The 21,468-nt window shown below is 71.3% G+C and carries 21 protein-coding genes and 1 tRNA gene; 14 read left to right on the top strand and 8 right to left on the bottom strand.

What is annotated here, in order from left to right; genetic code table 11:
* Positions 1-14: 14 nt before the first annotated feature.
* The 4 genes from ACZ4VI_RS03340 to ACZ4VI_RS03325 form a co-directional block, all read right to left on the bottom strand.
* Entirely contained in the window at positions 15-521 is a 507-nt protein-coding gene (locus tag ACZ4VI_RS03340; protein ID WP_467996138.1) for an SRPBCC family protein, read from the bottom strand.
* Between the two features lie 108 nt (positions 522-629).
* Entirely contained in the window at positions 630-1,364 is a 735-nt protein-coding gene (locus ACZ4VI_RS03335) for a hypothetical protein (RefSeq protein WP_467996136.1), read from the bottom strand.
* A 188-nt stretch (positions 1,365-1,552) separates the two neighbouring features.
* Positions 1,553-1,969 carry a DUF6153 family protein gene (locus ACZ4VI_RS03330; protein ID WP_467996134.1) on the bottom strand — a complete coding sequence of 139 codons (417 nt, stop codon included), beginning with the start codon at positions 1,967-1,969 and terminating at the stop codon, positions 1,553-1,555.
* Between the two features lie 85 nt (positions 1,970-2,054).
* A complete protein-coding gene (locus ACZ4VI_RS03325) occupies positions 2,055-2,336 on the bottom strand; it encodes a hypothetical protein (protein ID WP_467996132.1) in 282 nt (93 codons plus the stop codon).
* Positions 2,337-2,929: 593 nt separating this feature from the next.
* On the opposite strand from ACZ4VI_RS03325, the gene ACZ4VI_RS03320 reads away from it, so the two are divergent.
* The 5 genes from ACZ4VI_RS03320 to ACZ4VI_RS03300 are packed head-to-tail and all read left to right on the top strand — an operon-like array spanning position 2,930 to position 6,709.
* Positions 2,930-4,726: a sensor histidine kinase gene (locus ACZ4VI_RS03320; protein WP_467996130.1), complete on the top strand. Its 1,797-nt coding sequence runs from the start codon at positions 2,930-2,932 to the stop codon at positions 4,724-4,726.
* A 7-nt stretch (positions 4,727-4,733) separates the two neighbouring features.
* The gene (locus tag ACZ4VI_RS03315; protein WP_215071982.1) at positions 4,734-5,168 is read left to right on the top strand and encodes a roadblock/LC7 domain-containing protein; all 435 of its coding nucleotides are present in this window, start codon (positions 4,734-4,736) and stop codon (positions 5,166-5,168) included.
* 2 nt (positions 5,169-5,170) lie between these two features.
* Positions 5,171-5,542, top strand: coding sequence for a DUF742 domain-containing protein (locus ACZ4VI_RS03310; RefSeq protein ID WP_392286325.1), 372 nt, complete (start codon positions 5,171-5,173; stop codon positions 5,540-5,542).
* Positions 5,520-6,143: a GTP-binding protein gene (locus ACZ4VI_RS03305; RefSeq protein WP_467996128.1), complete on the top strand. Its 624-nt coding sequence runs from the start codon at positions 5,520-5,522 to the stop codon at positions 6,141-6,143. Before ACZ4VI_RS03310 ends, ACZ4VI_RS03305 begins: the two co-directional genes overlap by 23 nt.
* On the top strand, positions 6,140-6,709 hold the full coding sequence (locus tag ACZ4VI_RS03300; RefSeq protein WP_467996126.1) for a GAF domain-containing protein: 570 nt from the start codon (positions 6,140-6,142) through the stop codon (positions 6,707-6,709). Before ACZ4VI_RS03305 ends, ACZ4VI_RS03300 begins: the two co-directional genes overlap by 4 nt.
* A 133-nt stretch (positions 6,710-6,842) precedes the next feature.
* On the opposite strand, the gene ACZ4VI_RS03295 is transcribed toward ACZ4VI_RS03300, so the two are convergent.
* Entirely contained in the window at positions 6,843-8,042 is a 1,200-nt protein-coding gene (locus ACZ4VI_RS03295) for an acyl-CoA dehydrogenase family protein (RefSeq protein WP_467996124.1), read from the bottom strand.
* A gap of 636 nt (positions 8,043-8,678) precedes the next feature.
* Between ACZ4VI_RS03295 and ACZ4VI_RS03290 the strand changes: the two genes are divergently transcribed.
* Positions 8,679-8,752, top strand: a tRNA-Pro gene (locus ACZ4VI_RS03290).
* A 133-nt stretch (positions 8,753-8,885) separates the two neighbouring features.
* Entirely contained in the window at positions 8,886-9,524 is a 639-nt protein-coding gene (locus ACZ4VI_RS03285) for a TetR family transcriptional regulator (RefSeq protein WP_467996122.1), read from the top strand.
* On the opposite strand, the gene ACZ4VI_RS03280 is transcribed toward ACZ4VI_RS03285, so the two are convergent.
* On the bottom strand, positions 9,521-10,024 hold the full coding sequence (locus tag ACZ4VI_RS03280; protein ID WP_467996120.1) for an ATP-binding protein: 504 nt from the start codon (positions 10,022-10,024) through the stop codon (positions 9,521-9,523). The two genes, ACZ4VI_RS03285 and ACZ4VI_RS03280, sit on opposite strands and share 4 nt — an antisense overlap.
* 190 nt (positions 10,025-10,214) lie before the next feature.
* Positions 10,215-13,325, bottom strand: coding sequence for a TIM-barrel domain-containing protein (locus ACZ4VI_RS03275; RefSeq protein WP_467996118.1), 3,111 nt, complete (start codon positions 13,323-13,325; stop codon positions 10,215-10,217).
* Between the two features lie 344 nt (positions 13,326-13,669).
* Here ACZ4VI_RS03275 and ACZ4VI_RS03270 point away from each other — a divergent pair, with 344 nt between their 5' ends.
* From ACZ4VI_RS03270 to ACZ4VI_RS03260, 3 genes are read left to right on the top strand one after another with little or no spacing between them, the layout of a single operon-like run.
* Complete coding sequence (locus ACZ4VI_RS03270; RefSeq protein ID WP_467996116.1) at positions 13,670-14,926, top strand: extracellular solute-binding protein; 1,257 nt, start codon at positions 13,670-13,672, stop codon at positions 14,924-14,926.
* Between the two features lie 50 nt (positions 14,927-14,976).
* Positions 14,977-15,960, top strand: a complete 984-nt coding sequence (locus ACZ4VI_RS03265; RefSeq protein ID WP_467996114.1) for a carbohydrate ABC transporter permease — start codon at positions 14,977-14,979, stop codon at positions 15,958-15,960.
* Positions 15,957-16,796, top strand: coding sequence for a carbohydrate ABC transporter permease (locus ACZ4VI_RS03260; RefSeq protein ID WP_467996113.1), 840 nt, complete (start codon positions 15,957-15,959; stop codon positions 16,794-16,796). Before ACZ4VI_RS03265 ends, ACZ4VI_RS03260 begins: the two co-directional genes overlap by 4 nt.
* A 21-nt stretch (positions 16,797-16,817) precedes the next feature.
* On the opposite strand, the gene ACZ4VI_RS03255 is transcribed toward ACZ4VI_RS03260, so the two are convergent.
* Positions 16,818-17,603 (bottom strand): DeoR/GlpR family DNA-binding transcription regulator, encoded by a 786-nt coding sequence (locus ACZ4VI_RS03255; RefSeq protein ID WP_467996111.1) that lies wholly within the window; start codon positions 17,601-17,603, stop codon positions 16,818-16,820.
* A gap of 175 nt (positions 17,604-17,778) precedes the next feature.
* Between ACZ4VI_RS03255 and ACZ4VI_RS03250 the strand changes: the two genes are divergently transcribed.
* The 4 genes from ACZ4VI_RS03250 to ACZ4VI_RS03235 are packed head-to-tail and all read left to right on the top strand — an operon-like array spanning position 17,779 to position 21,457.
* On the top strand, positions 17,779-18,651 hold the full coding sequence (locus tag ACZ4VI_RS03250) for an SIS domain-containing protein (protein ID WP_467996109.1): 873 nt from the start codon (positions 17,779-17,781) through the stop codon (positions 18,649-18,651).
* Positions 18,652-18,677: 26 nt separating this feature from the next.
* A complete protein-coding gene (locus ACZ4VI_RS03245) occupies positions 18,678-19,634 on the top strand; it encodes an ROK family protein (protein WP_467996107.1) in 957 nt (318 codons plus the stop codon).
* Complete coding sequence (locus tag ACZ4VI_RS03240; protein WP_467996106.1) at positions 19,631-20,587, top strand: 1-phosphofructokinase family hexose kinase; 957 nt, start codon at positions 19,631-19,633, stop codon at positions 20,585-20,587. The genes ACZ4VI_RS03245 and ACZ4VI_RS03240 overlap by 4 nt, the downstream gene beginning before the upstream one ends.
* 9 nt (positions 20,588-20,596) lie before the next feature.
* Entirely contained in the window at positions 20,597-21,457 is an 861-nt protein-coding gene (locus ACZ4VI_RS03235; RefSeq protein ID WP_467996104.1) for a class II fructose-bisphosphate aldolase, read from the top strand.
* Positions 21,458-21,468: the final 11 nt, after the last annotated feature.

The following is a 21,468-nucleotide window of genomic DNA, read 5'->3' as shown; positions in this document are numbered from 1 at the left end:
TGCCCGTCCGCCGGTCAGCCCGAGGGCCAGCACGGGACAGCGGGCCGCCGCCGCCCGGGACGGACGTGCCCGCCGCTGATCGTGCCGCGCCAGGCCCCGGTCTCTTGCTCCTGGCCCTCGACGAACGCCTTGAACCGTCCCAGCCCGCCGTGGACCCCTCGCCGGACCACACCGAGCGCGTCCACCGTCCGCCCGAGGGGGCCGTGCGGCGCGTACTCCATGCGCAGGGTCACCCGGGTGCGGTCGTCGGCTGTGGGACGGAAGGACACCGAACCGGTGAGGTGCGGATCGTCCAGGCTCTGCCAGACCACGCGTTCATCGGGTGTCTGCTCCACGATCTCCGCATCGAACTCGTGGGTGACCGGGCCCCATCCCGCAGCCCAGCGGACCAGGGCGGGACCGAGCTGCTCGACGTCCTTCACGCCCGGCACGAACCGGGGGAAGCTCTCGAACTGGGTCCACTGGTTGTAGGCGGCGCGCACCGGGGCGGCCACATCGACCGACTCCTCGATCACGCCCATGGCCGGCTCCGCTTCCCTCGCGCTGTCGTTCCCGCCCAGTGTCGGCACATTCCGTCCCCCGCGCGAGCCGGAAACCGCGGTGCGCCGACCTGGTGGGGTGATCAGGTTTCAGTGGGCGTGGCCGTCGTCGGAGTGGCCGGGGTCGGCGTGCCCGCTCTCGCCGGCGCCCGCTCCCTCGCTCGGTGTGGGCGTCCCGCCCGGCGTGGTCGGGCTGGTTTCCGGGGTGGACGGCTCGGGCTCGGCTCCATGGTCGTCGGTCTCCGGCGCTCCGCCCCCGTGACTGTGCCCGCCGCCCTCGGTGGATGCGCCGCCCATTCCGGCTGCCAGCGTGCTGAGGCCGAGGTAGCCGCCGCCCGCGACGAGCAGCACCACCAGGCCCAGAGGGCTGAGGATGCGGCGGGCCGACGTGTCGGCGTCCTTGATGACGAAGGCCACGAACGACACCACGATGCCCAGCGGGACGAGGACGGCGCCCCGGGCCGGGAAGTCGTCGAAGTGCTGGAGCCCGCCGCTGAGCATGCCGATGCCGAACGACAGCAGCAGCGAGGCGGCGATCACCACGAGCCCGCGGCCGAGCGGTGGCCGTTCCTTCGCCAGCAGGAACTCGTTGACCAGCGTGGCGACCAGGAAGACGCCCACGCCGGCGATCGCGACCGTCGTGTAGCGGGCGGGATCGAGCGGATGGTGGACCACGGCGCCGCTGATCAGGCCCGCGCCCACGAAGTACAGGACGTAGCCGAGGTAGCGGCCGGCCAGGGGCGTCTTGCGCTTGCGGCGCGAGCGACCGGCGCGGCCGGCGGGTGCCGGCTGGGGCGGTGCGGGGTGGTCGGCGAGAAGGGACATGGAAGCCTTCCAGGTGTGGATCGTGGCATGACCTGAGACGCCACCGCCCGTGGGTTCGACGGTGGGCGCGGTCGGCCGTACGAGTGCGCTCAGGGCGCGGCCGGTCGGAGGCGGCGCGCGAGCAGGTCAGGGATGCGGCCCGTGAGGGCGCGGGTGAAGAAGCGACGGGCGCGGCGCGCCGGCGTCGTCTAGATGCGGAGAACCGCTGAGGCCGGACCCGTTGGTGCCCTGAGACGGGCCACCGTGGCGGGCGCTGCGGAGCGAGCGGTGACCGCGGGGCTATCCGTCACGGTCACGGGCGTAATGGCCGGGGGAGCGATGTCTACGGCCGCCGGAGGCTGACCGGTCGCGCAGTCCTGGAGGGTGTGCGTCGGCTCGCCTTCGCCCTCGTGGTCGTCGACGGACGGGGCGGGCTGGTCGTGCTGGACGTGGGCCGCGGAGGCGGCGAGGTGTCCGGGAGCGATGTGTCCGGCGCTGCTGTCGCCGTGCAGGCCGTGCGTGTACAGAAGCCCGAACAGCAGCGCTCCGAGCCACAGCAGGCGTGACCACAGCGGGATCCGGCACCGGGTGCCGGCTCGCCTCGCCGTAGAACGTTCCGTGACCACGGCGGGATCATAGCCAGCCCGAGGCAACGGCCCGGATCCGGGTACCCGGCCGGACGGGGGTCGTCGTGCCCGCGGCGCACACCGGTCACTCCGTCCTCCTGGGTCTTGCCGACGGCGGGGTCGGGATGTCGCGGAGGGTGTCGGCGACGCCCCAGGTCAGCGCGGCGGCGATCGTGGTGGCCCCCCACAGGGCCCAGGCGGCGGCGGAGGCTTCGCCGGCCAGGAGTGCCGGCAGGGCGAGAAGGCCCGCGACCGGCAGGACGACGGCCACCGCGCGGGTGGGACCGTGGCGCCGGTGGACATGGACGGCGCAGACGGCCACCGCGAGGATGCCGACGATCAGCAGGAGCCAGATCAGAGCGGTCACGGCTGGTCACCTCCAGGCGGCCCGCCGGCGCGGGCGTGCGATGACAGCCGTTTCCAGGATCCTGCGATGAGTCGGAAGCCACCAATGCTGGAGGCGCGGCCGACGAGGCCGGTCAGGTTGTTCCACGGGTGGTCCACGCGCCCCGCGACCGGGCCTGACCGGCTCGTGCCAGCGGAGCCGATGCGAACGCGAATGCGAGCGGCGGGCGCGGGCGGCGCGGGTCGGCTGCCGGGTGGGGTACGGGAGCGTGACGCGGAGCGCGGGAGGTCGTACCCGCGCCCCGGCGCGCAACCGCGCGGGCGGATTCCGGTCAAGGCCGAATCTCGCCGAGGGGGGAGGCCTGCACCCGCCTCCTCCCCCTTCCGTTCCCCCGCCGACACCAACCCCCGTCGACTTCCGGCCGAGTGTTCTCGGCCTGTCGTGCGAAGGGTGATACCAGAGAGGGACCCCTCTGCGGGTAAGTTTGCCAACTGCGCACCGCACATGAACGGTTGACGTCTACAGTGGGTGGTTGGTGATCATCGGTAGGCTCATCCGACCCACGCAGTACACCACGTAGTACGCCGACTCCTGGGCACGTACCAAGGACACTCATGTCTCAACTTCGCGCACCCGCCCCGCGGTCCGAACGCCGCGAGGGCGGGCGGCACGGCCGGTCAGGCGCCCGTTCCGCTTCCGGCGCGGGGGCTCCCGGCCCCGCGCCGCAACCCGCGCCGCTCCCGACGGAAGCCCGCATACGCCCGCAACTCCTGCGCACCTCCGTGCTTCCCGCCGTCGCGGTCGCACTCGGCGGCGCCGCCGCCGTCCTCTTCACCATCCGCTCCACCGGAGCCGGCCTGACTCCCGGCCTCTGGGCCGCGCTGACGGGTGCCGCCGCCCTCACGGTCGCCTCGGTGACCGCGGCCGCGCTCGGCGCCGACCGGGCGGCCAAGTCCGTACTCGACCGCTGCAACGCCCTGCGCCGTTCCAGCGCCCGCGGCCAGAGCGAACTACGTACGGTCGTCGAGCAGCTGCGCCGAGGCGAAGGGCCCCCGGCCCGTCCGTCCGGCCCGCCCGCCGCCGCGTCCGGCGACGAGTTCGACCTGCTCGCACAGGAGTTGACCCGCTCCCACGAGGCCGCCGTCGCCGCCGTGGTACAGGCCTCCCGGCTCTCCAGCAGTGTCGGCAACGAGCAGAAGGTCGAGGTGTTCGTCAACCTCGCCCGGCGTCTGCAGTCTCTCGTGCACCGCGAGATCCAGCTCCTGGACGAGCTGGAGAACGAGGTCGAGGACCCCGAGCTGCTCAAGGGCCTGTTCCACGTCGACCACCTGGCCACCCGCATCCGCCGCCACGCGGAGAACCTCGCCGTGCTCGGTGGCGCCATCTCCCGCCGCCAGTGGTCGAATCCGGTCACCATGACCGAGGTGCTGCGCTCCTCCATCGCCGAGGTCGAGCAGTACCCGCGCGTGAAACTGGTGCCGCCGATCGACGGTACGCTGCGGGGTCATGCCGTGGCCGACGTCATCCACCTGCTCGCCGAACTCGTCGAGAACGCGACGCTGTTCTCCGCACCGCACACCACGGTGCTCCTGCGGGCCCAGTACGTCACCGCGGGCCTCGCCGTCGAGGTCGAGGACCGTGGCCTGGGCATGCCGGTCACCGAGCAGAACAAGATGAACGCCCTGCTCGCCGACCCCGACCAGGTGAATGTGGCCCATCTGCTCCAGGACGGCCGCATCGGACTGTTCGTCGTCTCCGCGCTCGCCCGGCGCCACGGCATCGCGGTACGCCTCCAGTCCAACATCTACGGCGGTGTCCAGGCCGTTCTCGTGCTGCCGCAGGGCCTTCTCGGCGCCGACCCCGAGGGTCTCGCGCGGAGCCAGAACCAGGCGGCCGCCGTGGCCGCCGGCCAGTCGGCTGTTCAGGCGCCCCAGGCATCCCACGTGCAGCAGGTGCCCCAAGCGGCGGCCCCGGCCGTCCACGCGGCGCCCGCGCCCGTACCGGCGCAGATCACCGCAGCCGTACCGGCACCCCGGCACACTCCCGTACAACCCCCCGCGCACACCCCCGTACAACCGCCCGTACGGACCTCGGGCCACGCTCCGGAGCCCGCGGCGGCCGAACCCCCTCATCGGCCCCTGGCGTACACCCCCTCGGCCTCCGGGCTACCGCTCCAGCCGGCGGAGAACACCGAGCGTGCCCAGCCGCCGGGCCGTCCCCTGCTCCCCAAGCGACGGGCCCAGGAGCACCTCGTCCCGCAGCTGCGCGACGAGCCCGTGGCCCGCAAGCCCGAGGAGCACACCCTGCACGACCCGGGTCTGATGGCCGCGTTCCAGCGCGGTATCGGACTCGCCGAATCCCAGCCCTCCCCCCAAGAACCGCTGCGTCCAGGCGACGCGCACAAGGAGTAGATGCACCATGGCGAGCAATGTGCCGAACGGCCATTCCTCGGATCTCGACTGGCTGCTGAGCGGTCTGGTCCAGCGGGTCCCGTACACCCGCAACGCGGTACTGCTCTCCTCCGACGGCCTGGTCAAGTCGGTCCACGGCCTCGACACCGACGCCGCCGACCACATGGCCGCGCTCGCCTCCGGGCTGTACTCGCTCGGCCGCAGCGCCGGCGCGCGGTTCGGCGACGGCGGCGAGGTGCGGCAGGTGGTCGTCGAGCTCGACTCCACCCTGCTGTTCGTCTCCACCGCCGGTTCCGGCACCTGCCTGGCGGTCCTCGCCGGGCGGGAGGCGGACGCCGCCGTCCTCGGCTACGAGATGGCGATGCTGGTCAAGAGCGTGCGGCCGTATCTCGTCACTCCTGCCAGACAGGCGGCGGGCGCGGCGGGCAGCACGGGGCAGTGAGCGTGGCGTCCTCTCAGGAGGGGCCCTGGCTCGACGACGCGGCGGGCCGGCTGATCCGTCCGTACACCGTGAGCGGTGGCCGGACCCAGCCGACCACCGCGCTGGACCTCCTCTCCATGGTGATGGCCACCGGCTCCTCCCCACAGCCGCACATGGGTCCCGAACACAGCCTGGCCCTCGGGCTGTGCGACGGACCCACCTCCGTGGCGGAGATCGCGGCGCACTTACGGTTGCCGGCCGTCGTCACCAAGGTCCTCCTCTCCGATCTCGTGGACTGCGGGGCGCTGACCGCCCGTGCGCCCCGCTTCCACGCCAACCCAACCGACCGTTCCTTGCTGGAGGCAGTGCTCGATGGCCTACGACAACGGCTCTGAGCGCGACGAGAGTTTCGCGGCCGACCCGTTCCCCACCGCGCTCAAGATCCTGGTGGCGGGGGGCTTCGGCGTGGGCAAGACCACCTTCGTGGGCGCGGTCAGCGAGATCGAACCGCTGAGCACCGAAGAGCTGCTGACCCAGGTCAGTGCCGCCACCGACAGCCTGGAGGGCGTGGAGACCAAGACCACGACCACGGTCGCGATGGACTTCGGGCGCATCACGCTCGACGACAGGAACGTGCTGTACCTGTTCGGCACCCCGGGCCAGGAGCGCTTCTGGTTCATGTGGGACGAGCTCTCCGAGGGCGCCCTCGGAGCGGTCATCCTGGCCGACACCCGGCGACTGCAGGACTGCTTCTCCGCCGTCGACTTCTTCGAGCGGCGGGGCATCGGATTCGTCGTCGCGGTCAACGAGTTCGACGGCAGCTACCGCTACGAGCCCGAAGAGGTCCGGGCGGCGCTCGACCTCAAGCCCGAGGTGCCGGTCGTGCTCTGCGACGCCCGGATCTCCAGCGCCGGCATCCGGACCCTCCTCACCCTCGTCCAGCATCTGCTCACCACCATCCCGGCCCCTGTGCCGAGCTACGGAGCACCGTCATGACCTACGACCCGACCGGTCATCTGCTGCTGACCCCCGTCGACCAGGAGGCGCCCGCCCGTGTGCGGCGGCTGCGGGAACTGGGCATCGGGGAGCGGCCGGAGCAGGCGTTCGACGAGTTCGCGCACCGGCTCGCGGAGGTGACCGGCGCTCCGTACTCGATGGTCAACTTCATCGACGAGAACCGGCAGTTCTTCGCCGGGCTGCACACCCCGGCCGGCACCCACACGGGCAGCGACCTGGGCGCGGCGGCGGCAGCCGGGAACGTCGGCCGGTTCATGGCCCGCGACCACGGCTACTGCCCGCACGTCGTGGTGCGCCGCAAGGCGCTCGTCCTGGAGGACGTCTGCGACTACCCGCGGTTCGCGGGGAACCCGGTCGTGGACGAGATCGGCATCCGCTCGTACATGGGCGCGCCGCTGATCGACCGTACGGGCATTGCGCTGGGCACGATCTGCGTGGTCGACACGGACGTACGGCCGTGGGGCCGGGCCGGTCTGGAGACCATCAAGACGCTCGCGGCGGAGCTGGTGGAGCAGATCCACCGCCGCGAGGAAGGGCTCATCTGACCCGATCGGACGGACTCGATCGGGTGGACCCGATCGGACGGACACATCGGGATGCGCCCCGGGACGGCTACGTTGTCGTGCCGGGGCGCGCCTGTGTCTGTATGCGTGTGTGCGCTTGTGCGTCTTCGCGCGGTCAGGCGTGGACGGGCTCCAGCCTGACCAGGTCCGAGAGCCTCTCGGACCAACTGCCCTTGTCCTGGCCGAGAGCGACCTCGGCCAGCCGCAGCAGCTGGATGTCGGAGGTGCCGGCCGGGGCGAAGATGTGGTGCGCGTCGCGGAGATAGCGCTCGATCGGACGGTCGGTGAAGAGACCGGCGGCGGCGTGGATCTCCATGGCGTTGCGTCCTGAGTCGATCGCCGACTCCACGTTGACGAGCTTCGCGTTCATCAACTCGGTGTCGCAGGACAGGCCTTGGTCGAGGAGATGGACGGCGTGGTAGGCGGCGAGCCGGGCCGTCATCAGCCGGGACTGCATCTGACCCAGCTTCAGTTTGACCGTGGGCAGGTGGTGCAAGGGGTTGCCGTAGCGGTGCCGCTCCGCGCAGAAGCGGGTCGTCTCCTCCAGGATCGCCTGGTGGATGCCGAGGGAGACGGCGGTGAGGTTGGCCCTGCCGTACAGCACGCTGGAGGAGTACGCGACGGCCAGACCGTCGCCCTCGTCGCCGAGCCGGTTGGCCGCCGGCACCCGGCAGTTCTCGAAGATCAGCTCGCCGAAGCTGAAGCCGTGCAGGCCCATGGCAGGCTGCTGGGGGCCGAGCCGGAAGCCCGGGCGGTCGGGTTCGACCAGGAAGGCCGTCAGGCCCTTCGATCCCGGGCTGGTCCTGACCACGACGCCGTGCAGATCGCCCACATGGCTGTTGCCGACGAAGACCTTGCTGCCGTTGAGGATGTAGTCGTCGCCGTCGCGGACCGCGCTCGCCGTCATGCCGAGGACGTGTCCGCCCGACTCGGGTTCGGTGACGGCGATGGTCGGCAGGCAGTCACCCGCGGCGATGGCGGGAAGCCAGGTCTTGCGCTGCTCGTCGCTGCCGAAGTGGACGATCTTGGCGGTGCCGAGCTGGGAGGCCTGGACCATGGCGCCCATCGCGCCGCTGACCCGGGAGAGCTCCTCGATGATGATGGTTTTGGCCAGGTGGCCGGCGCCCATTCCGCCGTACTCCTGGCTGATAGTGGCGCCCAGCCAGCCCTGTGCGCAGATCAGCCGGGACAGTTCGTGGTGCACCGAGCGTGATGCTTCCATCTCGGCTATGCGTGGCCGGACCTCACGCTCCGCGAAGTCACGGACTGTTTCCCTGAGCTGATGATGGAGTCGGCTGCTGAAGTAGCTGTCCATACGAGTCCCTCCCCTGCGAAACGCCTGCTCGCTCGGATGTTCGAGCAGGTGGTGCATCGGCAGTGGCCCCGTCCCGAACAGGCCGACACTCCATGGTGTTGATCTTTCTGGGGCGGATCAATATCGCCACAGAGTTTGTCCGAAAGAGGATTGGTTGACGATTGAATCTGACTGTGTTTCGGGGGGAGTTGGCCTGTTCGGGCGGGTCACCAGGGCATTCCCCGTGGGCATCTTTCTGCCACATGCCAAAGGCAAACAATTGGCGGGCATATGGCGTTGAGGGGGGTCGGTTCATCTCATGCGTCACCTGTTCACCAAAGAACCGGCATCTCGGAACAGGTGGGGACTCGGGACGGGGCCGGAATCCAGGGGCCGAGCCCGCTCGGCCCCTGTGGGCGGGGGCGGTGCGGGGCGTACGGGTGTACGCGGCGGCGCCGGGGCGCGTCACGGGGAGTGACGGGCGCACAGTCCGGCGCGTGCGCCGAGGGGGAGCCGGGTGCATTACCTGGGGGTGGGCGCCCCGCGGGAGCAGGGCTGAGTCATCGGTCGAGGAAAGCGGTTCGTGACCACCCGGGGAAGTGCGGTATTGTTCTCATGCGCGTTCAGCCGGGGGGAAACCCCAGGTCAGACGGGCATCGGGACGTGGCGCAGCTTGGTAGCGCACTTGACTGGGGGTCAAGGGGTCGCAGGTTCAAATCCTGTCGTCCCGACTCGAAAGAGTCGCAGATCAAGGGGCCGTTTCAGAGCAATCTGAAACGGCCCCTTGATCGTTTCGGGGACCGTGCACCCTTGAAAAGGTAGGGGTGCGAGGTTTTCCTCTGCGGGGCTGGCTACAGTGCTCGAGTGACCACACGACGCCCCCGGGGCCCGTACGCCAAGACCGCCGCCAAGCGGCAGGAGATCCTCGACGCCGCCCTGGCCGCCTACGCCGAGGCCGGCAGCCGGGGTGTGTCCGTACGGGACATCGCCCAGCGGGTCGGGATGACCGACGCGGGCGTGCTGCACCACTTCGGGAGCCGTGAGGCGCTGCTCACGGCCGTGATCGAGGCCCGCGACACCGCCGCGGCCGAGGTGTACACCCCGGAGACCGTCCTCTGGCGGACGGAGCTGCTGGCTCAGAACGCTGCCACGCCAGGACTGGTCAAGCTTTTCCTGGACATCGCCGCGGCCTCCGCCGACCCCGACCACCCGGGGCACGCGTTCTTCACGGAGCGGTACCGCGGCCTGAGGCGCCAGATCGCGGCGCTGCTCGCCGGGGGTCCGCCGCCGGGGCTCGGCCCCGAGGGGCCGGTGGCGGACGCCGACGCCGACTGGGCGGCCCGGATCCTGCTGGCCGCGACGGACGGGCTGCAGCTCCAGTGGCTGCTGGAGCCGTCGATCGACATGGCCGGGGACATCGGCCGGCTGCGGGACGTGCTCCTGGAAGTGCTGGACAGGCAGCGGGAGCGGGAGTCCGGAAGCGGCGACAGCGCGGCGTCCTAGTCCGGCGCCGGCGGGCTCTGTTCGTTCCCCGCGCCGGCGGCGAGCGTCACGGCCACCCGCGTGCCGCGTGCGGTCCGCACGATCGCGCAGTCCAGGGCGTACGCGCGCACGAGCTGCAGGCCGCGGCCGCAGCACTCGGCGTCGTCGCCGGGGAGACGGGGGCGCCGGGGGCGCCATCTGCCGGTGTCCTGGACCTGGAGGGTGACCGTGCGGCCGGTCGTCGTCAGGAGCACGGCCACGTCCGGGCTGCCGCTGTGCCGGACGGCGTTGGCGACGAGCTCGGTCACGATGACGCCGAGCGCCTCGTCGGCCTCGTCGCCGAGTTCCCATGGGCCGGCCGTCTCCCGGACGAAGCGGCGCAGCAGCGGGACCGCCTCCACGGTCGCGGGCATCACGCACAGGGCCCGACGCTCGTCCTGCAGGAGCGGGCCGGGGCGGAGGGTGAGGGGGAGGACGTCGGGAGGGCTGGTGAGCGGGGTGTTCTGCGTGCCAGTGAACATGGGGGCTCCTCTGCGCCTGGGGGGACGGGGCGCGGTGGCGGCTGGAAAACCGCCGGTTATGCCACGGTAAGTGCGAAAACTTTGGATGTCTAGGTTTTCGCGCATATGACTGCGCCCCCCGACCGATGCAGGTCGGGGGGCGCAGCTTCCCTCCTCAGGTGGTGGCCAGGTGGTAGCCAGGTGGTAGCCGTCAGGCCGTGGGCGTCCATCGCTGGGCCGCCGTGCCCGAGCAGGTGGCGAGCGCCAGCTTCGTGCCGTTCGCCGTGCCCGCCCCGACCGGGGCCAGGCAGCGTCCGCCACTGGTGATCGTCGCCTGGGCGCCGAGCTGCCACTTCTGGCCGGTCGAGCCGTTGCACGCCTGGACGGTGACGGTGGTGCCGGAGCCGTCGAGGCAGACGCCGTCCTTGCCGGTCAGGGTCCCGGCAGCGGTGAAGGTCCAGCGCTGGTTGGCACCGCCGTGGCAGGTGTAGAGCGCCGGTTCCGTGCCCGGTGCCGTCGCGCTGTACGGCAGGTCCACGCACGTCCCCGAAGCCCCGTTGACCAGCGTCGCGTTCGACGGCAGCGGCGTGACCCGGCCGGTCGCTGAGATCTCGGCGGCGCTGGTCCATGGACCGCTGTCGCCCGCCTCCGTGAGAGCCTTCAGCCGCAGGTAACGGCCTGTCTTCGGGGCGAAGGAGGCCTTCTTCTCGGTGGCGCTGTCGGCCCACACGCCGGTCGCGACCGGGCTGCCCCAGCTCGCCGTCGTGTCGGAGACGTACACCTCGTACGACCCGATGTGGCCGTTGCTTCCACCGTCCTGCCGCGGCAGGTACGCCAGGCTGTCCACGTCGTAGCGCGCCCCGAGGTCGATCTGGACCTCATGGGGGAGCTGAGCCGCGGTACCGCCCGAGTACGCGGTGTGCCACTTCGTGGCCGGGTTGCCGTCGATGGCGTTGACGGCGGCCCCGTCCTCGACCGTGGTCTCCTGGCTGTCGGTGTACGCGATCTTCCAGGCGGCCTTGGAGATCGGCTCGCCGGAGGCGGGGACCTCGGCGGCCGGGAGCAGCGTCACACCGGACGCGGTGACCGTGAACGCGCCGGACTTCGAGCCCGTCTTGACCCACAGGGCGCCGGAGCGGTCGGCCGGGTCGAAGTACCAGCCGGTCGTGGCGGAGTCGTACGCGGCCTTCGACGTGAGCGCCGGCAGCCCCGTACCGTCGACGGTGACGCCGCTGGGGGCGGCGGCCGCGTGGACGGTGAACTCGTAGCCGCGCGAGGCGGGCTTGCCGGTGTACGCGCCGGTGCTCGCGCCGACGCTGATCTTGACGTCGCCGGTGCCGGAGGCGGGGGCGGTGACGTCGACCTTCTGCTTGGCGTAGGCGCCGGTCTGGTACTGGCGGGTGTTCCCGTCGTCCTCGTACAGCGTGAACGTCGACGAGCCGCGCGGGTACACGTCGTACGTGAGCGTGGAGACGGGCTTCTCGCCGGTGTAGTTCATCTGGGGCCACATCGGCACGATGCCGCCGCCCTTGACGAACATCGGCAGCCGGTCGAGCGGGGCGTCGTAGCCGTTCAGCCAGCCCGGGCCGCTGTACGTCTTGCCGCTCCAGTAGTCCGTCCACGTGCCGGCGGGCAGGTAGATGCCGTCACGCTTCGTGGTGTCCGTCACGACGGGAGCCACAAGGAGCGAGTCGCCGGACATGAACTGACCGCTCGTCTGGTTGCCGCGCGCGATCGGGTCGTTCGGGTACTCCAGGACCATGGCCCGCAGCGTCGGCGTACCGGTCTCGGTCGCCACCCGGCTCATGGAGTAGAAGTACGGCATGAGCCGCATCTTCAGCTTGAGGTACTTGCGGTTGATGGACAGGTACGGGTCGGAGAAGCGCCAGGGCTGCTTGTCCTGGTAACCGGCCTCCGGGCCGGTCGCGCCCCAGCCGGACATTGTCATGAAGACCGGGGTCAGCGCCTTCCACTGCAGGTCGCGGACGTAGGTCTTCGGGCTGCCCTGGAAGATGCCGTCGACGTCGCCGGCGGCGTAGTTGAGGCCGGACAGGCCCGCGCCGGTGATGGCGGGGACGTGCCAGCGCATGGCGTCCCAGTTGCCCGGGGTGTCGCCGGTCCAGACGATGGCGTTGCGCTGCGTGCCGGCCCAGCCGTCGACCGTCCACACGTAGCGGCGGGCGTCGGAGTTCTTCTCGATGCCGTCGACGGCCTGCTGCACGCCGTCGAAGGCGTACTTGTAGCCGGGGCCGATCCAGGCGACGTCGGTCTTGACCCCGCGCGAACCGGCGGTGCCGACCTCCTCGTTGATGTTCGCCAGACCGGTCGAGGTCCAGAGGCCCGTCTGGAAGCCCTTGGCCTTCAGGGCGTCGACCGTGCTCTTCAGGGGCGCGGTGTAGCCGCAGCCGTAGCCGTCGTTGGGCAGGAACCAGCCCGAGGGCATGTCGGCGGCGCGGGCGTCGGTGGCGTAGCCGACCACATCGGGCGTGGTCTGGTGACGGAGCCGGTTGTGGTCACCGGTGTAGTCGGGGTTGGAGGCGTTCCAGCAGTCGGCGTTGCCGAGCTCGAAGCCCCACATCGGTGCCAGGAACGGCTTGCCGCTGACGTCGGTGTACGAGTCGAGGACGCCCTTGAGGGAGTCGGAGACGAAGTACCAGGCGTCGAAGCGGTTCTCGTTGTGCGTGAACGTGCCCGGCGCGCCGAAGTTGTACGTGCCCGGGGCCCAGGTGTTCCGCATGACGCCGTAGTTGTTGGTCGACATGTAGAATGGCGCGGGGCTCGCGTTGTGGTTCTCCAGCCACTTGTTGCTGCCGGAGATGGGCACGGTCTTGCCGCGCAGCGCCCACTCGCCGAGCCGGAGGCCGGTGCCGTAGAACTGCTCGTCCGCGCCCTGGGCCAGGTACTGGCTGGCCTGGGTGCCGGTCCAGGAGAGCGGCTGGGACTCCGCCCACACCAGCGTGGAGTTGTCGGCTCGGTAGACCGAGAACCGCAGCGGGGACTTGTTGACCCGTATGTTCAGGGCAGGAGTACTGATCTTGTAGTACGTGCCCGCGTCCGTGACGCTCGTCGTCACGGCGCCGAAGTCCGTGTCGATGGCGAGCGCGTTGCCCGCCGGGTCGTCGGTGAAGCCGCCGTTCGGCGACAACCAGATCCGGAAGATGTCCTGGCGGGCGACCGTGATCCGGGCCTTCGCCGCCGTCGAGGTGCTGATCGTGAAGGTGTTGCCGGTCTGGCTGACCCCCGTGGCGTCCCCGGCGGTCACCGCCGCGGCCGGCGACACCGGACCCGCGACGGAGAAGACGGCGGCCACCAGGGCCGCCACCAGGGCGAGGATGGCTGGTCGCCGGCCTCTGCCTCTGATTCGTACTGAAGAGCGTGCTCGCATCGCTGTCGCCTTTCGCTCGCCGACACTGCCGAGAGTGGTGCGCGACATGACAGCAGTCGCCTTCGAATGACGTCAAGTGCGCGGTTCTCCCCCTCTTCAATCAAAAACGATCAGAACTGCGCGTGAAGCTTCTGCCTCGGTTCTGCGGTCACAACTCCATAACTGAGCAGGACTCGCAGGTGACAGGACGCAGGTCTCGTGCTCTAAGTTGAGCAATACGCGCCAACCTGCTCAGTTTCGCGCGCCAACCTCTCCTCTTCGTGAACCAGGCGGTAGTTGCCATGAAGCGACGTCTTTTCACCCTGTCCACCGCCGGAATCGTCGGCGCGCTCGTGCTCACGGCCTGCGGGGGCGGATCCGGCGCCCCGACCGGCGCGGACGGGGTCACCACGATCAAGTTCGTCGCGGCGGACTACGGCTCCAACGGCGACAACCCCAGCCAGGCGTACTGGCAGGACGTGATCAAGGCGTTCGAGAAGAAGAACCCGAAGATCAAGGTCGACCTCCAGGTGATCAACTGGAACGACATCGACGCCCAGGTCAAGACCATGGTCCAGAACGGGAACCAGCCGGACATCCTCCAGACCGGCGGCTACGCGGACTTCGCCAAGAGCGGCCTGCTGTACCCCGTCCCGGAGGTGCTGTCGGTGCCCACCGAAGGGGACCTCATCCCCTCCATGGCCGACGCCGGCCGCCAGGACGGCACCGCGTACGGCATCCCGTTCGTCTCCAGCGCCCGGATGTTCCTCATCAACAACGCGCTGTTCCGCAAGGCCGGCCTCGACCCCAAGAAGCCGCCGCAGACCTGGGCCGAGGTCACCGCCGCGGCGACCGCGCTCAAGAAGGCCGGCGTCGAGGTGCCCCTCGGCGTCCCGCTGGGCAAGGAGGAGGCGCAGGCCGAGGCGTTCATCTGGATGATGGGCAACGGCGGCGGCTACCAGAACTCCAGCGGAAAGTACGCGATCAACTCCTCCGCCAACGTGGAGACGTTCACCCAGCTCAAGAAGTGGGTCGACGCGGGCCTCACGGAGAAGAGCCCGGCCGCCGTCAACCGCACCGACCTCACCAAGAACTTCGCCTCGGGCAAGGTCGGCATGCTCAACGGCTTCCCCGGCCAGCTCGCCGAGCTCAAGGGCTTGGACGTCACCTGGACCGCCATGCCGGGCGCGAACGAGAAGAGCCCCAGCACCCTCGGCGTGGCCGACTGGGTCATGGCCTTCAAGAAGGGCGGCCACAAGAAGGAGATCAAGGCCTTCCTCGACTTCGCGTACGGCAAGGAGAACACGGTCAGGTTCGCCAAGACCTACAACCTGCTGCCCGTGACCCAGACGGCGCGCGCGGCGCTCGCCGAGGACCCGGCCCTGGGAGACCTCAAGCCCTTCCTCGAGATCCTGCCGTCCGCGACCTTCTATCCGCTCAGCGACCCGACCTGGCCGGGCGTCTCCGCCCAGATCAAGACCCAGATCGGCAGCGCCCTCGACGACCCGCAGAAGAGCCTCGACGCCCTCCAGAAGGCGGCCGAGCAGGCGGGGCAGTGACGGGATGCGGCCGTAGGTCCGAAAGTCGTACGTCCGAAACGAGAACGCACGTGTCCACCAGCACCACACCCCGTACCGACCGGCGGGCCCACGCGGCCCGCCGGCCCGCAGCCCCGGGACCCGGCCGGCGCCACCCTGACCGGCCGGCCGGGCCCCGGCCCCCCTCCTGGTTCCGGCGCCTCGGCGCCCTGCCCTGGATCGGGCCCTCCGTCCTGCTCATCCTGGCCGTGGTCGTCTGGCCGGTCGTCGAGATGGTCCGCACCTCGCTGCGGAGGATCGACACCTCCGGCGTGGACCTGGGCCCGGCCGGTCTCGACAAGTACCGCAAGCTGTTCGCCGACCCCCGGCTCCCCGACGTCCTGACCTGGACGGCGGTCTGGACGGTCGCCGTCGTCGCGCTGACGATGCTGATCTCGCTGGCCCTGGCCCAGCTGTTCAACCAGCGCTTCCCCGGCCGCCGGATCACCCGCTGGGCGCTCATCGCGCCCTGGGCGGCCTCCGTCCTGATGACCGCCATCGGCTTCCGCTGGATGCTCGACCAGGTGGCCGGCGTCCTCAACCGGCTCCTCCTCGACCTCGGCCTGATCGACTCGGCCGAGGCGTGGACCGGGGACGCGGCGCACGCGAAGCCGTGGCTCGTGGTCGTCGCCGTCTTCGTGTCCCTCCCGTTCACCACGTACACGCTTCTCGCCGGGCTCCAGACCGTGCCCGGCGAGGTGTACGAGGCGGCCCGCGTCGACGGCGCCTCGCGCCTGCAGACGTACGTCCGGATCACGCTGCCCCTGCTGCGGCCGGCGTTCCTCGTGGCCCTGGTGATCAACCTGATCAACGTCTTCAACTCGTTCCCGGTCATCTGGGGCATGACCCAGGGCGGCCCCAACGCCGACACCGCCACCACCACGGTCTTCATGTACATGCTGCGCAGTTACGACGTGGCCGAGTCGGCCGCCCTGTCGGTGGTCAACTTCGCCGCCGTCATCGTCATGGTCCTGGTCTTCCTCAAGGTCAGCGGCTGGAAGGAGGCGGACCGATGAGCACCATGACCCTTCGCCCGCGCCCCCGTACGAAGACCGTGCTGCTCACGGTCACGGCCTGGGCGTTGGCCGCGCTCTTCCTGCTGCCGTACGTCCAGATGGTGATCACGGCCGGGCGCCCGGCCGACGAGCTGCGCGACAACGGCTATGTGCCGTCCCGCTTCGACTGGTCCGCGTTCACCCGCGTCTGGAGCGAGACCACGCTCGGCCAGAACCTGTCCAACACCCTGCTGATCGCGGCCGGTTCGACGCTGCTCGTGCTGCTCGTCGCGCTGCCCGCCGCGTACTACACGGCACGCGTACGCTTCCGCGGGCGCAGCGCCTTCCTGCTCCTCGTCCTGGTCACGCAGATGTTCCAGCCGACGGCCCTGCAGGTGGGCCTCTACCGGGAGTTCCACGCGCTCGGCCTGCTGGACACGACGACCGTACTGATGGTGGCCAACGCGGCGTTCAACCTCGCCTTCGCGGTCTGGATCATCAGCGCGTACGTCGGCTCGATCCCCGTCGAGCTGGAGGAGGCCGCGATGATGGACGGCTGCGGCCGGGCCCGCGCACTGTTCCGCGTGACCCTGCCGCTCGCCATGCCCGGCATCGTCACCGCCGTGATCTTCACCTTCATCGCGGCGTGGAACGAGTTCATCATGGGCCTGACGCTCACCACTTCACCCGAGCGGCAGCCCCTCACCGTCGGCATCAACAACATGATCGGGGCCTACAGCGTGCAGTGGAACCAGGTGTTCGCCGCGTCGCTGGTGGCCATCGTGCCGGTGATCGTGCTGTTCGCGGTCATCGAGCGCCATGTGGTGTCCGGGCTGACGGCCGGCTCGGTCAAGTAGCCTGTTTCGTAGGCCTGTTCGTCAGACGCAGTGGACGTCGACGCCCTGGGCCGTGAGCTGCTCCACCAGGTTGTCGGGGGCGTCGTGGTCGGTGATCAGGACGTCGATCTCGGGGATCGTGCAGACCCGGGCGAACGCGCGCTGGCCGAGCTTGGTGGAGTCGGCGACCACGATCACCTTCTCCGCCCGCTCGGCCATGGCGCGGTTGGCGCTTGCCTCGCCTTCGTCATGGGTGGCGGCGCCGAAGCGCGGGTCGACGGCGTTGACGCCGAGGATGGCGTAGTCGAGCGAGAGGCCCTGGAGCACCGCCGTCGCCAGCGGGCCGGTCAGTTCGTACGACTGGGGGCGGGCGACCCCGCCGGTCACCACGGTCTTCACGTACGGGCGGACCGCCAGCTCGTTGGCGATGTTCACGGCGTTGGTGACGATCGTCAGCGCCGTGGACCCGCCGTGCTCGGCCAGGTCGGCCCGGGTCGCCAGCTCGCGGGCGACCTCGGACGTCGTGGTGCCGCCGTTGAGCCCGACGACGGCGCCGGGCGGGATGAGCGCGGCGGCGGCGCGGGCGATGCGCTGCTTCTCGTCGGCCTTGCGCGCGGTCTTGTAGCGCAGGGGCAGGTCGTACGTCACGCCGCTGAGCACCGCGCCCCCGCGGGTGCGGGTGAGCAGCTGCTGACGGGCCAGCTCCTCGAGGTCGCGGCGGACGGTGGCGGGGGAGACCTCCAGCAGTTCGGCGGCCTCTCCGACCTCGATGCTGCCGCGCTCGCCCAGAGCGTCGAGCAGTCGCGTCCACCGCTCGTGCGTGCCCATCGCCGTTCTCCTCGCCTCGTGCCGTTCGGGAGCCGAGCGTAACCCGTATCGACTCCGATGTGATCACTGCTGCGCAGTCTTGCTCGAAACTGAGCACTCACGCTATAAACGAGTCATCTTCAATCATGCGGTCTGGGTCTGAGCCCGGCCATCACGCCCTTCTTGGGAGGCCCCCGTGAGTCACGTCGACGTGGAAATAGCCGACCAGCCCTCGTGCTGGCGTCGTGCGCTGGAGACCCGTCCGGCCGGGTTGCCGGAGGCGGGTGAGCGGGTCGCGGTCGTGGGGTGCGGCACCTCGCTGTACATGGCGCAGGCGTACGCGGCGCTGCGCGAGGGCGCCGGGCTCGGCGAGACGGACGCGTTCGCCGCCTCCGACTTCCCGGCCGCGCGCCGCTACGACCGGGTGGTGGCCATCAGCCGCTCCGGCACCACGACGGAGGTGCTTGACGCCCTCGAACGGGCCGCCGGCAGCGCGACGGTGGCGTTGACCGGTGACCTCGACACGCCGATCAAGGACGCCGCCGACACGATCGTGGACCTGTCCTTCGCCGACGAGCGGTCGGTGGTGCAGACCCGGTTCGCCACGACCGCGCTCGTACTGCTCCGGGCGAGCCTCGGGCCCGTGCCGCCGGACCTGCTGCGGCAGGCCGACTACGCGCTGGCGTCCTGGCTGCCCGACGAGATCCTGAATGCCCGTCAGTTCACGTTCCTGGGCATGGGCTGGACCACGGGGCTGGCGCACGAGGCGGCGCTGAAGCTGCGCGAGGCCTCCGGAACGTGGACGGAGTCGTACTCGGCCATGGAGTACCGGCACGGCCCCATCAGCGTCAGCGGCCCCGGCACGGTCGTCTGGTTCTTCGGCGAGCCCCCCGTCGGCCTTGCCGACCAGGTCCGCGCGACCGGCGCGTCCATCACGGTGTCGCCCGGCGACCCGCTCGCCGACCTGATCCGCGCCCAGCGCCTGGCCGTCGCCCTCGCCGAGAGCCGGGGCCTGGACCCGGACCAGCCGCGCAACCTCACCCGCTCGATCGTCCTCACCGGCTCATGACCACCGCCACGAGCACCGCGAGCACCATGAGCACCGCGAGGACGGCCGCGCGGACGGTCATCGCCCTGGACGTCGGCGGCACCTACATCAAGGGCGGCGCCCTCACCGACGGCGTCCTCATCGACGGCGCCACCACCCTCGAGCACGCCGACCGCTGGTACACGCGCGCCGACCGCGGCCCCGAGGCGGTTCTGGAGACCGTCCTCACCTGCGCCGCGGAGCTCGTGGAACGCTGCCCGGACGCGGGTGCGGCCGGGATCGTCGTCCCCGGCATCGTCGACGAGGAGTCCGGACTCGCCGTCCTCGCCGCGAACCTCGGCTGGCGCGGCGTACCCGTCCAGGACTGGCTCGCCGAACACCTCGACCTCCCCGTCGCGTTCGGCCACGACGTCCGCGCCGGCGGACTGGCCGAGGCACGCCTCGGCGCCGGCCGCGGCTGCGCCGACTTCCTGTTCGTCCCGGTTGGCACGGGCATCGCCGCCGCCGCCTTCAGCCGGGGCCGCGCGCTCACCGGCGCGCACGGCCGGGCGGGCGAGCTGGGGCACGTGGTCGTGCGGCCCGGCGGCGCCCGCTGTCACTGCGGAGGGCGCGGCTGCCTGGAGACCGTGGCGTCGGCCGCGGCCGTCGCCCGCCGCTACTCCCGCGCCACCGGCTGGCACGGCATCACCGCCCGCGACGTCCAGCGCCGCGCCGACGCGGGCGACTCGGTGGCCGCCGGGATCTGGACCGAGGCGATCGAGGCGCTCGCCGACGCCCTGGCCATCGCGGTCACGCTGTACGACCCCGAACGCATCGTCCTCGGCGGCGGACTGGCCCGCGCGGGCGAGGCCTACCTGGCGCCCGTGCGCGACGCCCTCGCCCGGCGGCTGACCTTCCAGGCCGCCCCGCAGGTCACCGAGGCCCGGCTCGGGGACCGGGCGGGCTGCATGGGCGCGGCGCTGCTTGCACACGACCTCCTGGAACAGGCCTGGGTGCACCCGTGATCGTCACCGTCACCCTCAACGCGGCCCTCGACATCACCCACCGCGTCGACCGCCTCCGCCCCCACTCCGCGCACCGCGTCCGCGACGTCGGCGCCCGGGCGGGCGGCAAGGGCGTCAACGTGTCGCGCGTCCTGCACACCCTGGGCCTGCCCACGCTCGTCACCGGCCTGGCCGGCGGACCGACCGGTGAGGCGGTACGCCGCGAACTCCGCCGGGCGCAACTGCCGGAGCGCCTCACGCCCATCGCCGGCGAGACCCGCCGCACGGTGGCCGTGGTGGACGAGCACACCGGCGACACGACGACGCTCCTAGAACCGGGCCCCGTCGTCCAGCCGGAGGAGTGGCGGAGCTTCCTCGCCGACTTCGACTCCTGCGTCGAGCGGGCCGCCGTCGTCGTGCTCTCCGGCAGCCTGCCGCCCGGCCTCCCCGAGGACGCGTACGCGACACTCGTGCGCGCCGCCCGGGCCCGGGGAGTCCCGGCGATCCTCGACACGAGCGGCCCGGCCCTCCACCACGCGCTCCCCGCCGGCCCGGCCCTCATCAAGCCGAACGCGGACGAACTGGCCGAGGCCACCGGCGAGTCGGACCCTCCCCCAGCCTCCGGCCGGGGGGACCCCCATCTCGCTTCGCTCGGGGCGGCGGAGGCCCTGCGCGCCGCCGGCGCCGAAGCCGTGGTCGCCTCCCTGGGCCCGGACGGCCTCCTCGCGGTGACCCCGTCGGGGGCCTGGCGAGCCGTGCCGCCCGAGCGGCTGCGCGGCAACCCGACCGGCGCCGGGGACGCGGCGGTCGCCGCCCTGGCCCGGGGCCTGGCGGCCGGCGTCTCCTGGCCGCGGCGGCTTGCCGAGGCCGTGGCACTGTCGGCGGCCGCCGTCGCCGCGCCGCTGGCCGGCTCGTTCGACCCCACCGTTCACCAGCGCCTGTGCGGCGCCGTGGACGTCCACCCCGTCACGTAAGGAACCGTCATGCCACTCGTCGGTACGGGCGACATCGTCACCCCCGCCGCGCACGCCGGACACGGCGTGGGCGCCTTCAACGTCATCCAGCTCGAACACGCCCAGGCGATCGTGACCGGCGCGGAGGACGCCGACGCGCCGGTGATCCTCCAGATCAGCGAGAACGCGGCCCGCTACCACGGCGGTCTCCGGGCCATCGGCGCGGCGACCCTGGCGGTGGCCCGCGCCGCCCGGGTCCCGGTCGCGGTCCACCTCGACCACGCGACCTCCGACGACCTGGTGCACGAGGCCGTGGAGCTCGGCTTCACCTCGGTCATGTACGACGCCTCGGTCCTTCCGTACGAGGAGAACCTCCGCGCCACCGAGGCGATCACCGCCCACTGCCACGCGGCGGGGGTCTGGGTGGAGGCCGAACTCGGCGAGGTCGGCGGCAAGGACGGCGTCCACGCCCCCGGCGCCCGCACCGACCCGGCCGAGGCCGTGGCGTTCGTCGCCGCGACGGGAGTGGACGCGCTCGCGGTGGCCGTGGGCACCTCCCACGCCATGCTCACCCGGGATGCGGCACTGGACTTCGCCCTGATCCGTGCGCTGCGTGAAGCCGTCCCGGTGCCACTGGTGCTGCACGGCTCGTCGGGCGCGGCGGACGAGGACCTGACGGCGGCGGTCGACCACGGCATGACCAAGGTCAATCTCGCCACGCATCTGAACCGGGTCTTCACCACGGCCGCGCGCGAGGTGCTCGACGGCGACCCGTCGCTGGTCGACACCCGCCGCTACCTCGGCGCGGGACGGACGGCGATGGCCGGTGAGGTGACGCGGCTGCTCGGCGTACTCAGAGCTCCGGCCGCGTCCGCGTCACCGGCACGGTGACGAGCCGGGGC

The organism is Streptomyces sp. NPDC029169, assembly GCF_055563935.1.
Note: the sequence above shows the minus strand (reverse complement) of the source record. Positions and strands in the feature narration are given on the sequence as shown.

Excerpts from the sequence above, each read along its gene's own strand:
- ACZ4VI_RS03340 (WP_467996138.1), bottom strand. The coding sequence starts at position 521 with ATGGGCGTGATCGAGGAGTCGGTCGATGTGGCCGCCCCGGTGCGCGCC.
- ACZ4VI_RS03335 (WP_467996136.1), bottom strand. The coding sequence starts at position 1,364 with ATGTCCCTTCTCGCCGACCACCCCGCACCGCCCCAGCCGGCACCCGCC.
- ACZ4VI_RS03320 (WP_467996130.1), top strand. The coding sequence starts at position 2,930 with ATGTCTCAACTTCGCGCACCCGCCCCGCGGTCCGAACGCCGCGAGGGC.
- ACZ4VI_RS03315 (WP_215071982.1), top strand. The coding sequence starts at position 4,734 with ATGGCGAGCAATGTGCCGAACGGCCATTCCTCGGATCTCGACTGGCTG.
- ACZ4VI_RS03305 (WP_467996128.1), top strand. The coding sequence starts at position 5,520 with ATGGCCTACGACAACGGCTCTGAGCGCGACGAGAGTTTCGCGGCCGAC.
- ACZ4VI_RS03300 (WP_467996126.1), top strand. The coding sequence starts at position 6,140 with ATGACCTACGACCCGACCGGTCATCTGCTGCTGACCCCCGTCGACCAG.
- ACZ4VI_RS03295 (WP_467996124.1), bottom strand. The coding sequence starts at position 8,042 with ATGGACAGCTACTTCAGCAGCCGACTCCATCATCAGCTCAGGGAAACA.
- ACZ4VI_RS03280 (WP_467996120.1), bottom strand. The coding sequence starts at position 10,024 with ATGTTCACTGGCACGCAGAACACCCCGCTCACCAGCCCTCCCGACGTC.
- ACZ4VI_RS03270 (WP_467996116.1), top strand. The coding sequence starts at position 13,670 with ATGAAGCGACGTCTTTTCACCCTGTCCACCGCCGGAATCGTCGGCGCG.
- ACZ4VI_RS03260 (WP_467996113.1), top strand. The coding sequence starts at position 15,957 with ATGAGCACCATGACCCTTCGCCCGCGCCCCCGTACGAAGACCGTGCTG.
- ACZ4VI_RS03255 (WP_467996111.1), bottom strand. The coding sequence starts at position 17,603 with ATGGGCACGCACGAGCGGTGGACGCGACTGCTCGACGCTCTGGGCGAG.
- ACZ4VI_RS03245 (WP_467996107.1), top strand. The coding sequence starts at position 18,678 with ATGAGCACCGCGAGGACGGCCGCGCGGACGGTCATCGCCCTGGACGTC.
- ACZ4VI_RS03235 (WP_467996104.1), top strand. The coding sequence starts at position 20,597 with ATGCCACTCGTCGGTACGGGCGACATCGTCACCCCCGCCGCGCACGCC.